Annotated in this window: 14 protein-coding genes; 1 reads left to right on the forward strand and 13 read right to left on the reverse strand. The window is 56.8% G+C overall.

Annotated elements, in window-relative coordinates; all coding sequences use genetic code 11:
• The first annotated feature begins 90 nt into the window (after positions 1 to 90).
• Positions 91 to 297 (forward strand): twin-arginine translocase subunit TatE, encoded by a 207-nt coding sequence (tatE, locus tag EGK14_RS07950; protein ID WP_125288552.1) that lies wholly within the window; start codon positions 91 to 93, stop codon positions 295 to 297.
• A 73-nt stretch (positions 298 to 370) separates the two neighbouring features.
• Here tatE and lipA read toward each other — a convergent pair whose 3' ends face one another.
• The 13 genes from lipA to lptE form a co-directional block, all read right to left on the reverse strand.
• Positions 371 to 1,336, reverse strand: a complete 966-nt coding sequence (gene lipA, locus EGK14_RS07955; protein ID WP_125288553.1) for a lipoyl synthase — start codon at positions 1,334 to 1,336, stop codon at positions 371 to 373.
• A gap of 139 nt (positions 1,337 to 1,475) precedes the next feature.
• Entirely contained in the window at positions 1,476 to 2,126 is a 651-nt protein-coding gene (gene lipB / locus EGK14_RS07960) for a lipoyl(octanoyl) transferase LipB (protein ID WP_125288554.1), read from the reverse strand.
• Positions 2,127 to 2,202: 76 nt separating this feature from the next.
• Positions 2,203 to 2,466, reverse strand: coding sequence for a DUF493 family protein YbeD (gene ybeD, locus EGK14_RS07965; protein ID WP_013201269.1), 264 nt, complete (start codon positions 2,464 to 2,466; stop codon positions 2,203 to 2,205).
• Positions 2,467 to 2,575: 109 nt separating this feature from the next.
• Positions 2,576 to 3,787: a D-alanyl-D-alanine carboxypeptidase DacA gene (dacA, locus tag EGK14_RS07970; protein ID WP_125288555.1), complete on the reverse strand. Its 1,212-nt coding sequence runs from the start codon at positions 3,785 to 3,787 to the stop codon at positions 2,576 to 2,578.
• A gap of 132 nt (positions 3,788 to 3,919) precedes the next feature.
• Positions 3,920 to 5,053 (reverse strand): endolytic peptidoglycan transglycosylase RlpA, encoded by a 1,134-nt coding sequence (gene rlpA / locus EGK14_RS07975; protein ID WP_125288556.1) that lies wholly within the window; start codon positions 5,051 to 5,053, stop codon positions 3,920 to 3,922.
• A gap of 9 nt (positions 5,054 to 5,062) precedes the next feature.
• The gene (gene mrdB, locus EGK14_RS07980) at positions 5,063 to 6,175 is read right to left on the reverse strand and encodes a peptidoglycan glycosyltransferase MrdB (protein ID WP_125288557.1); all 1,113 of its coding nucleotides are present in this window, start codon (positions 6,173 to 6,175) and stop codon (positions 5,063 to 5,065) included.
• A 2-nt stretch (positions 6,176 to 6,177) separates the two neighbouring features.
• Entirely contained in the window at positions 6,178 to 8,082 is a 1,905-nt protein-coding gene (gene mrdA, locus EGK14_RS07985) for a peptidoglycan DD-transpeptidase MrdA (RefSeq protein ID WP_125288558.1), read from the reverse strand.
• 28 nt (positions 8,083 to 8,110) lie between these two features.
• Complete coding sequence (gene rlmH, locus EGK14_RS07990) at positions 8,111 to 8,581, reverse strand: 23S rRNA (pseudouridine(1915)-N(3))-methyltransferase RlmH (protein ID WP_125288559.1); 471 nt, start codon at positions 8,579 to 8,581, stop codon at positions 8,111 to 8,113.
• Between the two features lie 3 nt (positions 8,582 to 8,584).
• A complete protein-coding gene (gene rsfS / locus EGK14_RS07995; RefSeq protein WP_125288560.1) occupies positions 8,585 to 8,902 on the reverse strand; it encodes a ribosome silencing factor in 318 nt (105 codons plus the stop codon).
• Positions 8,903 to 9,212: 310 nt separating this feature from the next.
• Positions 9,213 to 10,880: a chitinase gene (locus EGK14_RS08000; RefSeq protein ID WP_125288561.1), complete on the reverse strand. Its 1,668-nt coding sequence runs from the start codon at positions 10,878 to 10,880 to the stop codon at positions 9,213 to 9,215.
• A gap of 305 nt (positions 10,881 to 11,185) precedes the next feature.
• On the reverse strand, positions 11,186 to 11,845 hold the full coding sequence (nadD, locus tag EGK14_RS08005; protein ID WP_125288562.1) for a nicotinate-nucleotide adenylyltransferase: 660 nt from the start codon (positions 11,843 to 11,845) through the stop codon (positions 11,186 to 11,188).
• Positions 11,838 to 12,869 carry a DNA polymerase III subunit delta gene (gene holA / locus EGK14_RS08010; protein WP_125288563.1) on the reverse strand — a complete coding sequence of 344 codons (1,032 nt, stop codon included), beginning with the start codon at positions 12,867 to 12,869 and terminating at the stop codon, positions 11,838 to 11,840. The genes nadD and holA overlap by 8 nt, the downstream gene beginning before the upstream one ends.
• Complete coding sequence (lptE, locus tag EGK14_RS08015) at positions 12,866 to 13,459, reverse strand: LPS assembly lipoprotein LptE (protein ID WP_125288564.1); 594 nt, start codon at positions 13,457 to 13,459, stop codon at positions 12,866 to 12,868. The genes holA and lptE overlap by 4 nt, the downstream gene beginning before the upstream one ends.
• Positions 13,460 to 13,463: the final 4 nt, after the last annotated feature.

The following is a 13,463-nucleotide window of genomic DNA, read 5'->3' on the forward strand; positions in this document are numbered from 1 at the left end:
GATGGCAGTTTGTATTGACCGACAATCTGCGCGTTAATACACTTTATGCTTATTGACCTTTACCGGTCCGGTTAAATAAAGAAGGTGTGTATGGAAGGTATCAGTATTGCCAAACTGCTGATTATTGGCGCTCTGATTGTATTGCTTTTTGGAACCAACAAGTTACGCTCGCTGGGCGGCGATCTGGGTTCGGCGATCAAAGGCTTTAAAAAGGCGATGAGCGACGATGACACCTCCGCGAAGAAAGCGCCTGTCGCTGAAGAAAAAGCGGCTGAACAGGTTGCTCATAAAGAGTAACGCCCGCGTTAAGCGATAAAAAAACGGATGACGCGGTCATCCGTTTTTGTTTTTGTTGCAAATATGTAAAGAGTTATTTCACTTCCAGGCCTTTCGCCTGCATATCCGCATGGTAGGAAGAGCGCACAAACGGGCCGCAGGCCGCGTGGGTAAAGCCCATTTCCATTGCCGCCTCTTTCATTTCGTCAAATTCTGCCGGGCTGACGTAGCGCTGCACCGGTAAATGGTGGCGGCTTGGCTGGAGATACTGCCCCAGCGTCAGCATGGTCACGCCGTGACGGCGTAAATCGCGCATCACTTCCACGATCTCCGCGTTGGTTTCGCCCAGACCTACCATCAGGCCCGATTTAGTCGGGATCTCAGGATGCGCTTGTTTAAAACGCTCCAGCAGCTTCAGCGACCACTCATAGTTGGCGCCGGGACGAACCTGGCGGTATACGCGCGGCACGTTCTCAAGGTTGTGGTTAAACACGTCTGGCGGCGTGGCGTTCAGAATATCCAGCGCGCGATCCATACGGCCACGGAAGTCCGGCACCAGCGTTTCGATTTTAATGGTCGGGTTTTTGGCGCGAATAGCGCTGATGCAGTCGGCAAAGTGCTGCGCGCCGCCGTCGCGCAGGTCATCGCGGTCAACGGAGGTGATGACCACGTAGCGCAGGCCCATATCGGCGATGGTCTGCGCCAGCTTTTCCGGCTCGTTGGCGTCAGGCTGCACGGGACGCCCATGCGCAACGTCGCAGAAAGGGCAGCGGCGGGTACAAATCGCGCCCAGGATCATAAAGGTGGCGGTGCCGTGGTTAAAACATTCTGCAAGGTTAGGGCAGGAAGCCTCTTCACAGACGGAGTGCAGACCGTTTTTACGCATGGCGGCTTTAATGCCCTGAATGCGGCTGGAGTCGGCAGGGAGTTTGATTTTCATCCACTCCGGCTTACGTAAAATCTCTGTGCGTTCGGTGACCACGGTTTTGACCGGGATCAGCGCCATTTTATCTGCGTCGCGGTACTTAACGCCGCGTTCCATCTGAATAGGTTTACTCATAATCTTGCTGTTTCCAGGTTGGCATGCGCTAATCAGCCGCGTGACGTTCAAATTTTTTTGAGAAAAGCGCAAAAATTATATCACCTCGCGGCGCGGGTTTCAGCCAGGGCAGAGGAGAAAATGTGACGGAATTGTAAATTTATGGCGTCCGCTCGTCCAGCCACTTTACGTCGGCTATCGCCAGCTCGCGGGCAAAGTGCGTGATCAACAAAGGCTGCACGTCGGCCAGCGTCACGCCCTGTTGATAAGCGCTGATTTGCGTCATTTCCAGCCCGGCGTAGCCGCAGGGATTGATGCGCAGAAAAGGCGCAAGATCCATATCCACGTTCAAAGCCAACCCGTGAAAAGAGCTGCCGTTGCGGATGCGCAGGCCCAGCGAGCAGATTTTTTTGCCCTCGACGTAAACGCCGGGCGCATCCGGCCGGGCGGCGGCTTCGATATCGTAGTGCGCCAGCGTGGCAATCACCGTTTGCTCAATGGCGGTAACCAGCTCCCGCACGCCGGTTTTGCGACGTTTCAGGTTTATCAGCACGTACATGACCTGCTGGCCTGGCCCGTGATAGGTGACCTGTCCGCCGCGATCGCTCTGCATAACCGGTATATCGCCCGGCATCAGCAGATGCTCCGCTTTACCGGCCTGGCCTTGAGTAAATACCGGAGGGTGTTCCACCAGCCAGATCTCGTCAGGCGTTTCCGCGCTGCGCTGATTGGTAAAATCGTGCATGGCCTGAGAGACGGGCGCCCAGGGCTGCAAACCGAGCTGACGAACGAGTAGGGTATCCTGATGCATGGAGAGTCCGGTCAGGGAGTAAAGAAGGGAGTATAACGCCGAACGAGGGCCGTGGTCAGCCCCCGATCGGTGATGGCTACAGCACCATCCGCACGATTTCTATTTTGCCCAGCTCGTCATACAGCGTTTCCACCTGTTCGATATGGGTCGCCGTAATGGTAATAGAAACAGAGTGATAGTTGCCTTTGCTGCTGGGTTTTACATCCGGAGAGTAATCGCCAGGCGCATGGCGCTGTACGACTTCAACTACTTGATCAACCAGCTCCGGCTGCGCCAGACCCATCACTTTATAGGTGAACGGGGTAGGAAATTCGAGCAGTTCTTTAAGATTGGTTTTCATAGGGGCTCCGGTAACGCTAAAACAAAGACTCCCGCCAACAGCGGGAGCCTACAGATAATATCAATATGCGGGCCAATCAGGCCGAAATCAAGCGCGGAACGCGACAGATTTAGCCGAACCAGTGATGGAACATCAGCTTGATGTAGTCAACGATACGGCCGAAGAATCCGCCTTCCGGCATATCGTTCAGCACCACCAGCGGATGCTGCTCGATGGTTTTGCCGTCCAGCTGGAAGTTGATGGTGCCTACCACCTGGTTTTTCGCCAGCGGCGCATGCAGTTCGGTGTTGCTCAGCGTGTAGCTGGCTTTCAGATCCTTCATGCGGCCGCGAGGGATAGTCAGGTAAACGTCTTTCTGCACGCCCAGCTGCACGCGGTCACTGTTGCCGAACCACACCGGCTCAGAGGCGAACTCTTTACCGGCTTTCAGCGGCGCCACGGTTTCAAAGAAGCGGAAGCCCCAGGTCAGCAGCTTTTTGCTCTCGACTTCGCGGCCTTTAAAAGTACGTCCGCCCAGCACGGCTGAAATCAGACGCATCTGGCCTTCGGTCGCGGAAGCGACAATATTGTAGCCTGCCGCGCTGGTGTGGCCGGTTTTAATGCCGTCAACGTTCAGGCTGGTATCCCACAGCAGGCCGTTGCGGTTGGTCTGACGGATATTGTTAAAGGTGAAATCTTTTTCTTTATAGACCGAGTACTCATCCGGCACGTCGCGGATCAGCGCCTGGCCGATCAGCGCCATATCGCGTGCCGAGCTGTACTGACCTTCGGCGTCCAGGCCGTGTACGGTCTGGAAATGGGTATTTTGCAGGCCCAGCGCCTTAACGTAGTTATTCATCAGGCCGACAAAGGTGTCCTGACTGCCTGCCACATAGTCGGCCATCGCCACACAGGCGTCGTTGCCGGACTGGAGCACGATACCGCGAGTCAGCTGCGAAACCGGCACGCGATCGCCCGGCTTCAGGAACATCAGCGAAGAGCCTTTAAACACCGGATTGCCGGTCGCCCAGGCATCTTTACCCACGGTGACCATATCGTCCTGATGAATTTTGCCCGCTTTGACCGCCTGGCCAATCACGTAGCTGGTCATCATTTTCGTCAGGCTGGCCGGATCGCGGCGCGCGTCGGCGTTTTTCTCCGCCAGCACTTTGCCAGAGTTGTAATCGATCAGCACATAGGCTTCGGCATCAATATCCGGCACGCCCGGGATCATGGTTTTGATGTTCACGTCTTCAGCGTGGGCGAAGGCGGTAAGGCTGAGGGCGATCAGCGAACCTGCCGTCAGGCGTTTGAACAGTTGGGAAGAGGTCAGAGTATTCATGTCGGGGACAACAACATCCATGGCTAAGTTAAAAAAAGTGACTCACTATAGCAAATGCATTTCGGAGCGGCATCCGTCTTTACCTGGCTCATACAGCGTAACGCCAGGTAAAGACGGAATGCCGGATCGTTATCACATTTTGCCAGCTGCCGTGGTCACGAAAGAGGTGAGGTTGGCTTCGCTGGCAAGCCGTTGCTGCAGCGCTGCCGCCTGCTGACGCGAGGCAAAATGCCCCAGCTGCACGCGATAAACGCCGCCGCGCGCGTCAACGCTGCCCGGCACGCCAAATTGTTTGCTCAGCGAGGCCGCCAGCTGCTGCGCGCGTGCGCCATCTTTCAGCGCGCCCGCCTGTACCGTAAAAGCCGTTCCGGCTGCGGCCGGTGCCGAAGTCGCTGCGGCCGGCGCTGGCACCGGGGCTGGCTGAGTCGGTGCCGGTTCCGCTGGCGCAGGCTCGCTGCCTTCGAGCACGCCATTGGCCAACGGCTGCGGCGCGCCTAAAAAGCCGCTGCTGCGTACCGGCGCGCCCAGGTTGTCATCGCTGCTGAGCGTGCTGTTATCCACGGGCCGGACGTCAGGCGGGGTTTGTGCAGAAGACGGGGCGCCGGTGTTCTCCTGAGCGCCTGTCAGGCCCTGCGCCGCCGCTGCGCCGCCCATCACCACCATGCCGCCGCTGAGATCCGGGCGAGGCGGCAGCGCGTAGCTTTGTTTCGCAACCGTGGTGCCGATGGTGCCGGGGCCAGAAAGCGAGCCGTCCGGTGCGACCTTGATAAAGTCCACCTTCACGCGGGAGTTATTGGAAATATTCAGGCGATCGCCCGCCGCTTTAGACAGATCGATAATGCGGCCCGGCTTGTAAGGCCCGCGATCGTTGACCCGCACCACGATTTGTCGTCCGTTAGCGAGGTTGGTGACGCGCACATAGGACGGCAGCGGCAGAGTAGGGTGCGCCGCCGTCAGCGCCTGCGGATCGTACCGCTCGCCGATCGCCGTGCGGCTGCCGTCGGCCGACTCGCTATACCAGCTTGCCAGCCCCGTTTCGCTGAAGTTTGACGGGTCGGTGACGATGCGGTAGTTCTGGCCGTTGACCCGATAATCCTGGTTGGCTTCAGGGCTTAGCGGCTCGTAGCGCGGCTCGACGCCGCCGATTTCAACTACCGGGCCGTTATAGGTTTGCTGTTGCTGTGTAACCGGTGCCTGCTGTTGTTCAGTAACACAGCCTGCCAGCAGCGCCGCTGCCAGACTAATCCAGAGCCAATCCTTACGCATATAAGCCTCTTAAACGCTTTTCGACAACAGTTTACGGTGGGTATGGATCGACATAATGATGCCAAACCCGGCCATCAGAACAATCAGGGCGGAGCCGCCGTAGCTTACCAGCGGTAGCGGGACGCCAACCACGGGTAATATACCGCTGACCATGCCAATATTCACAAAGACATAAACAAAGAAGATCAGCATCAGGCCACCTGCCATCACGCGGCCAAAGGTGGTTTGCGCTCTGGCCGCCATCAGCAGGCCGCGCATGATCACCAGAATATAGAGCACCAGCAGCACCAGCACGCCGACCAGGCCCAGCTCTTCGGCCAGCACGGCAAAGATAAAGTCGGTGTGGCGCTCGGGTAAAAACTCCAGCTGCGACTGTGTACCGTGCAGCCAGCCTTTGCCGCGCAGGCCGCCGGAGCCGATAGCGATTTTGGACTGAATAATATGGTAGCCCGCGCCCAGCGGATCGCTTTCCGGATCCAGCAGCATCATGACGCGATCGCGCTGGTAGTCATGCATCAGGAAGAACCAGAGCACCGGGATAAAGGCGGCGACCAGCATCACGGCCACGAGGATCAGTTTCCAGCTCATGCCTGATAAAAACAGCACGAACAGGCCGGAGGAGGCGATCAGGATAGCCGTTCCCAGATCGGGCTGCGCCGCCACCAGCAGCGTGGGCATAAAGATTAGCACCAGCGCAATCGCGGTGTTTTTAAGCGTGGGCGGACAAACGTCGCGGTTGATAAAACGCGCCACCATCAGCGGCACGGCTATTTTGGCTATTTCCGAGGGCTGAAAACGCACCACGCCCAGATCCAGCCAGCGCTGCGCGCCTTTACTGATATGGCCGAAAGCGTCCACGGCTACCAGCAGGATCACGCAAAGAATATAAAGATAGGGCGCCCAGCCTTCGTAAACGCGCGGCGGGATCTGCGCCATGACCAGCATAATCACCACGCCCATCGCAATCTGGCCCAGCTTGCGTTCCATCATGCCCGGATCCTGGCCGCTGGCGCTCCAGATAACCAGCGCGCTGTAAACCAGCAGGGCGGAAATCAAAATAAAAAAGGTCGGGTCGACGTGGATCCTCGTCCAGATGGTGCTTTTCTGGTGCCGATCGTTCATGGTTATTCGCCTTCATAGCCAGACGGCACCGGAGCGGCGTCTGGCAGGTTGGTATTGTTGTCCCCGAGCATAATATGGTCGAGAATTTGCCGCATAATGGTGCCAACCGCTGGTCCCGCGCCGCCGTTTTCCAGGATCATCGCCACCGCTACCCGAGGATGATCGTAAGGCGCAAAAGCGGTCATCAGCTTGTGGTCGCGCAGCAGTTCGGAAATTTTATGGGCGTTATAGGTTTCGTTCTCTTTCAGGCCGAATACCTGCGCCGTTCCTGACTTGGCGGCGATTTTATAAGGCGCGTCGGAAAAACTTTTGCGCGCCGTGCCGTTAGGACGGTTGGCCACGCCATACATGCCATCCTTAGCGATTTCCCAGTAGCCGGAATGAATATCGGCGACCGGCGGGATCGCCGGCTGCTTCCACGGCACGGTGACGTTATTCACCTTGTTGGCCATCATCAGATGCGGCGTACGCACGATGCCGTCGTTAATCAGGATCATCATCGCTTTGTTCATCTGCACCGGCGTGGCCGTCCAGTAGCCCTGGCCGATGCCTACCGGAATGGTGTCGCCCTGATACCAGGGTTTTTTAAAGCGCTTCATTTTCCATTCGCGGGTCGGCATGTTGCCGGCGGTTTCTTCCACCAGATCGATACCGGAAAGATGGCCGTAGCCAAATTTACCCATCCATTCGGAAAGCCGGTCGATGCCCATATCGTAGGCGACCTGATAGAAGAAGGTATCGGCGGATTCTTCCAGCGATTTGGTGACGTTAAGGTGACCGTGGCCCCAGTGCTTCCAGTCGCGGAAGCGCTTTTCAGAGCCGGGTAGCTGCCACCAGCCTGGATCGAACAGGCTGGTGTTTTTATTGATCACGCCGGCGGAAAGCGCCGAAACGGCAATATAGGGTTTTACCGTGGAGGCTGGCGGATAGGCGCCCTGAGTCGTGCGGTTAATCAACGGGCGGTTCGGATCCTTCAGCAGCTTGTTGTAATCTTTGCTGCTGATGCCGTCGACGAACAGGTTCGGATCGTAGCTGGGCATGGAGACCATTGCCAGGATTTCGCCGCTGCGCGGATCGGTGACCACCACGGCGGCGCGGCTGCCCGCCAGCAGCGTTTCGATATACTGTTGCAGCTTGAGGTCGATAGTCAGCCAGATATCCTGACCCGCCTGCGGCGACTGTTCGTGTAGCTGGCGGATCACGCGGCCGCGGTTATTGACCTCGACCTCTTCATAGCCGGTTTTGCCGTGCAGGATATCCTCGTAGTAGCGCTCTATGCCCAGCTTGCCAATATCGTGCGTGGCCGCGTAGTTAGGCCATTTGCCTTCTTTATCCAGTCGGTCAACGTCACGATCGTTGATCTTGGAGACGTAGCCCAGCACGTGGGTCAGCGCGGAGCCGTAAGGATAGTAGCGGCGCTGATAGCCTTTGACTTCCACGCCGGGAAAAGCGTATTGATTCACCGCGAACCGTGCGACCTGTACCTCATTCAGCCCGGTTTTGACCGGGATAGAGGTAAAGCGGCGCGAACGCTTGCGCTCTTTTTCAAAGGCGACGATATCTTCATCGGTCAGGTCGACCACCGGGCGCAGCGCCAGCAGCGTTTTTTCGAGGTTTTCGACCTTCTCGGGTACCAGCTCAATCTGATAGATAGTGCGGTTCAGCGCCAGCGGCGTACCGTTACGATCGTAAATAATGCCGCGACTCGGCGCGACGGGCACCAGCTTGATACGGTTTTCGTTGGAGCGGGTACTGTAATCGGTGTAGCGGATAATTTGCAGATGATAGAGATTAGCTACCAGGATGCCGGAAAGCAGTAAGATGCCGAAAAAAGCGATCATTGCCCGCCGAACAAACAGCGTCTGCTCGGCGGTATAGTCACGAAAGGCGTTACGTTGTAATTTCATCCGCTGCGTTAATCTGTCCAGTTAAGGGCTATTCGCGATGGTAAGGGTGATTAGTGGTAATACTCCATGCCCGATAAAGGCTTTCCGCCACCAGCACGCGCACCAAAGGGTGAGGCAGCGTCAGCGTGGAGAGCGACCAGCTCTGCTCGGCGGCGGCCTTGCAGGCGGGCGCCAGGCCTTCCGGGCCGCCGATCAGCAGGCTGACGTCGCGGCCGTCCTGCTTCCAGCGCTCCAGCTGCGTCGCCAGCTGCGGCGTTTCCCACGGCTGCCCCGGAATATCCAGCGTCACGATGCGGTTGCCTTTACCCACCGCCGCCAGCATCATTTCGCCTTCCTTTTCCAGAATGCGTTTGATGTCGGCGTTCTTCCCGCGTTTGCCGGCCGCCACTTCAGTCAGCTCAAACGGCATATCCTTGGGAAAACGGCGCAGGTATTCCATAAATCCGGTTTGCACCCAGTCAGGCATTTTCGTGCCGACGGCAACCAGCTGCAGCTTCACGGATTAGCTCCAGAGCTTTTCGAGTTCGTAGAGACGACGGCTCTCTTCCTGCATCACGTGAACGATCACATCGCCCAGATCGACTACCACCCACTCGGCGGCGGCTTTGCCGTCAACGCCCAGCGGCTTCAGACCCGCCGCACGCGATTCCTGCACCACATGGTCGGCGATAGAGGCGACATGGCGCGTTGAGGTACCGGTACAGATAATCATGCAGTCGGTGATACTGGATTTGCCCTGTACGTCAACAGTGACAATATCCTGGCCTTTCAAATCGTCAATTTTATCGATGACGAATTCCTGGAGTGCTTGACCTTGCAAAAGGTTCCCCTCTGAATAAGGTTGAATGAGATGTAAATCCGCCAGGCGGAAGCGCTATTATCCCACGTCGGCGCGGAAGATCCACGTTCCTGAGTCGAATAATTGTGAGCTTATGTAGCCGCCGGGTAAAAAACATGGCAGCGGAGAATAACAGCCCCCGGCTGAGAGTCAATGGCTGCCGGGCCGATAGTTGCCGCGTGGACGAGATGCCGACCGTGCGGGTACGGTCGTCGGCAGAAAGAAAAAAGCGGAAGCGCGCAACGGCTCTTCCGCCTGAGTTAACGAAGTTTTAGCTTTATGCTGTTAACGGTTATTTATCGGTTATTACCAGATCGGGGAAATGCTTTTTAACGCATTCGGCATAGTCGCCTTTTTTGAAGGCGCTATAAGGCGTTTGATAACCTACCAGCTTGCAGGCGTAGCTTTTGCCGCCCGGATTTTTTTCGTTGTAATCCCAGTTCATTTCCCAGTAGATGGGCAGGGCGCCGGCGCCGCCTTCGGCGAACTGCTTCATATTTTTACAGCCCAGCACTTCGCCAGAGGCAATCGGCACATGCAGCTCTTTCGCAAAGGCCTCATAATATTTGATGCGGTTCAGCGACTGCGCGACCTCAACGCTGCCGCCGCACTCGACGCCGCCGTTGATAATCTGCGTCGTGACGCCGAAACCAGGCACCAGGCCAGCCGCTTTATCCTGCGCGTTAGGCTGCCATGTGCCGTCAATAACAAACTGCATGCTGGGCTTAGGCGGCTGCGGATAGATATAGAAGAAGATAGCGCTGGCAAGGTTAAGCCAGGTGTCCGCGACCAGTTCAGGTTTATCCAGCAGCACGCGGACATCGCCGAACATCGCTTCTGAAAAGGGCCCGTAGTTATAGTTGTAGCTCAGCTGTTTGGCGCCACGGCCAAAGTAGCTCAGATAGCGGCCTTCTTTATCTTTGCCGCACGGCCAGGCTTTGCCCTGCCAGGTATCCGGGTTACATTCGCCGTTATAGCCGTCAGGTTGACCTTCTGCCCACCCCATTTCACGTACCCAGTGCAGGCCCTGACGCCATTCCGCTACGTCGCCATGCACATTGTGTTCGCCGGTTTCCTGTGCAAAATGTGCGAACATGGTCGCCAGCGTTTTGCGGCAGATGCCTTCGGCGTCGCGGCCATCATTAAAATCGCCGCAGAGGCGCGGGAATTTACCAACGGCCTTCAGGAAGTTGTCGTAGGTATAGGCAGCGTCGCGGCGGGGGAAAAGGTAATCCCAGCGTTTCGCATCAATAATTTTTTCTACGCGCTTTACGTTAGCGGGATTGCTGACGGCACCAGCGGTGATTTTTTCAACCGCTGCGTTATCCAGCGTGGTAATAGAAGCCATGACGTCGCTCATCAGGCCGCCGCTGGTCAGCTGCGCTTCGGTTTTTTCCAGCCCGGCGCGGGAAATCTTCATCACGGCTTCCGGCTGCGTGTCGCTGGCATCATCATTGCCTGTGCCGCTGCCCGTATGGATCGCCCATGCGGATCCCCAGCCGTAGCCCACGCCAGGCTCATAGGCCAGCGCGCTGCCGCTACACCAGGCGGCTACGCCTTCACGACAGATATAATTTTTACCGGCGTTGCTGACAATATCACCCGATTTGTACGCGGTGCCGGCAACGTACGGTGGATAGTCAGAGGGCGTAACTTCCGGGTCAGGCGTAGGCTCCGTTTTAATTTCCGGTGCCGGGGACGGATCGGGCTTTACGTCCGGCGAGCCGCTGTCGGCCACCGGCTCCCACGGCGTATCCCACGGATTTTCTACTACAGCATCGGGACGCTGACCCGCGCCGACCCACCATTTGGCGCGATAGGTTTTACCGTCCAGCGTGACGTACGAGCCGGCAGCATAGCTGTGTTGCGGATTATATAAGTCATAAGCGAAAGCATTGAAAGAGAGAACGATACAGCTTGCCAGCAGCAGCTTTTTAACCAGCTTCTTTTGTTTTTTCATTTTGATTTCCCGGATATCCAGTTTTTATTCCCCCCTCAGCAGCATGAAAGATATGGCTGCTATCCGTGGGGTCCCGGGAAATAGTTAAATTGTCGCTCTGGATTAGCAAATCAATAATAATTAATTACGGGCAGGGTTTATTGTGCGGGCATTATTTGTCGCGCTTATAATGAAATTCACTTTCGCCAGAAAAGCTGTTGAAAAAACGCTTTGTAGAAAGGTAAAATTTATTAAAAAATCACCCTTCTTACCAGAAACGGCTGCTTTACTTAAGGACTATAAAGCAGCGTAACGAGCAAAAATAATTATTTTTGTGGCGGATAAAGATTTTGCCGGTTTATCCAGTTAATCACTTCTTCTGGCAGCATCCCGTCGCAGGAAAGGCCGGCGTGGCGGCGTTGGCGGATCTCAGTAGCGGAAATCGGCAGCAGCAAAGTATCGGCAAGAAAAACCGATCCGGCGGGAAAATGATGCAGCCGCGAAATATCTTCTGTGCGGTGCGTGTCAAGCCAGTGCTGCTGTTCTGGCGTGGCCATGTTTTCTGCATAGCCGGGACGTTTACAAACCAGCAGATGGCAATAATCCAGCAGCTCCTGCCAGCGATGCCATTTATGCAGCGTCAGCAGGGAATCCTGACCGATAATAAATCCCAACGGCTGCTGTTCTCCGCGCTCCTGGCGCAGCTCAATTAATGTATCAATCGTCCACGAGGGCGTCTGACGCTGTAATTCGCGCTGGTCGATATCAAAAAGTGAATTATTAGCGATGGCCAGAGAAAGCATTTTTACGCGCTGGGTCGGAGAGGCTTCAGGCTGAGGGCGATGCGGCGGCACGTTGTTGGGCAACAGCGTGATCTTTTGCAGGCCAAGCCGGGCGGCCAGCGTTTCCACCGGGCGAAGATGGCCGTAGTGGACAGGATCGAAGGTGCCGCCAAACAGCGCCTGGAGCGTGGTCGGCTCAGTCATCGCAGAAGGTCTCAGGAAAAGCAGTGGTGCAGAGCAGCAGAGACAATGTTTCCAGCTCGCGCCAGACAGCCTGACCATAATCCTGCTTAAGCGTCAGTTCAATACGCGTCAGCAGCCTTATTGCCTGCGTCAGCTGTTTCGCCGTCAGCCGCTGCAGGGCCTCGGTAAACAGCGGGCGACGGTTCTGCCAGACGCGATGCTGGTCAAACAGCGTGCGCAGCGGTACCTGCTTCATTTGCCGCTGCAGCGTTAGCAGCGTCAGTAGCTCTCTTTGCAGCGTACGCAGTAGGATCACCGGCTCGCTCTCTTCCGCTTTCAGCTGGCGCAAAACATGCTGCGCCCGCTTGCTTTTGCCTGCCAGCAGCGCATCCACCCAGTGAAAGGGCGTAAAATGGGCGGCGTCATTAACCGCCTGTTCCACTCTGGGCAGCGTTAATTTGCCGTCCGGCCAGAGCAGCGAAAGGCGTTCCAGCGCCTGCGACAGCGCCAGCAGATTGCCTTCGTAGCAGTAACAGAGCAGCTGCACGGCCGCGTCGTCTACCGTCAGCTGCATGCTTTTCGCGCGCGCGTTTACCCAGCGAGGAAGCTGAGCCTGCTCGGGCGTCTGACAGGGCACGACAACCGCGTTAACGCTGAGCGCTTTAAACCACGCGCTGTTTTCCTGGGCTTTGGTCAGTTTCGGCGCGCGCAGCAGCAGCAGTATATCCTCGTGCAGCAGCGTGGAGAGCGTCAGCAGCTTTTCCGCTATCGCGGCGTTCGGGCCGTTTTCCGGCAGCGATAATAACAGCGTCTGGCGGCTGGCAAACAGGCTGAGCGCCTGACAGGTTGCATAGATGGCGTCCCAGTCGGTCTGTTGATCGACCGCGACGCTGAAATGTTCGGTGAAGCCCTGCTGCTGGGCGCCGGCTCGTACGGCATCCTGCGCCTCCTGCAGCAGCAGCGGTTCATTACCGCTCAGAATATAGCAGGCGCGCAGCCCCTCACGGAGCTGCGCGACAAGCTGTTCAGGATAGATCCTGATCATCTGGCGTAAGAGCTATCGGGTAAAACAGCGCGCGATGAAGTCTGGTCAATCGCGGGCGGTGAATTCCCCAGCGTATTGACGGAGCTGTCGTTTTCCGCGGCGTGGACGGTCAGCAGCTTACGCACCAGCTGCTGGGCAGCCTGCACGCGCATTTCACTGATGATAATGTCCTGCTCGGAATCTTTCGCCAGCGCCGCCAGCGGGTTATCAAAGAAGGAGCGGTAAACCGTTGCGCTCAGCGGATAGATGCCTTTATTCGGGATCAATACCTGCGCGTTAACGGTCATCACCAGCGAGTACTCGGCGGTTTTACCATCCTGGAAAATAGACGCGGTGTCGCGCCCCTGACTCTCCGTACCCAGACGCAGCGACGGCACGTCTTTGCGCAGGCCTGGTTTTTCCAGCACGGTCACGTTGTTAAGACGCAGCTGCTCACGAACGGCACGCGCCAGCGGCCCGTATGGATCGCCCGTATCCACGATCATGGTTTTCATTTCGTGCGGAACCGACGTGGTTCCGCGCAGGTGATAGCCACAGCCGGCGGTAAGCAACACCAGCCCGGCGATAAGCAAAGAGATAATCTGTCGCACGCTT

This window comes from Erwinia sp. 198 (assembly GCF_003937915.1).
GTDB lineage: Bacteria > Pseudomonadota > Gammaproteobacteria > Enterobacterales > Enterobacteriaceae > Erwinia > Erwinia aeris.

What these genes read in the sequence shown, in the direction of transcription:
- mrdA (WP_125288558.1), bottom strand. Translation starts at nt 8,082, where the DNA reads ATGAAATTACAACGTAACGCCTTTCGTGACTATACCGCCGAGCAGACG.
- holA (WP_125288563.1), bottom strand. Translation starts at nt 12,869, where the DNA reads ATGATCAGGATCTATCCTGAACAGCTTGTCGCGCAGCTCCGTGAGGGG.
- nadD (WP_125288562.1), bottom strand. Translation starts at nt 11,845, where the DNA reads ATGACTGAGCCGACCACGCTCCAGGCGCTGTTTGGCGGCACCTTCGAT.
- dacA (WP_125288555.1), bottom strand. Translation starts at nt 3,787, where the DNA reads ATGAATACTCTGACCTCTTCCCAACTGTTCAAACGCCTGACGGCAGGT.
- lipB (WP_125288554.1), bottom strand. Translation starts at nt 2,126, where the DNA reads ATGCATCAGGATACCCTACTCGTTCGTCAGCTCGGTTTGCAGCCCTGG.
- tatE (WP_125288552.1), top strand. Translation starts at nt 91, where the DNA reads ATGGAAGGTATCAGTATTGCCAAACTGCTGATTATTGGCGCTCTGATT.
- lipA (WP_125288553.1), bottom strand. Translation starts at nt 1,336, where the DNA reads ATGAGTAAACCTATTCAGATGGAACGCGGCGTTAAGTACCGCGACGCA.
- ybeD (WP_013201269.1), bottom strand. Translation starts at nt 2,466, where the DNA reads ATGAAAACCAATCTTAAAGAACTGCTCGAATTTCCTACCCCGTTCACC.
- mrdB (WP_125288557.1), bottom strand. Translation starts at nt 6,175, where the DNA reads ATGAACGATCGGCACCAGAAAAGCACCATCTGGACGAGGATCCACGTC.
- EGK14_RS08000 (WP_125288561.1), bottom strand. Translation starts at nt 10,880, where the DNA reads ATGAAAAAACAAAAGAAGCTGGTTAAAAAGCTGCTGCTGGCAAGCTGT.
- rlpA (WP_125288556.1), bottom strand. Translation starts at nt 5,053, where the DNA reads ATGCGTAAGGATTGGCTCTGGATTAGTCTGGCAGCGGCGCTGCTGGCA.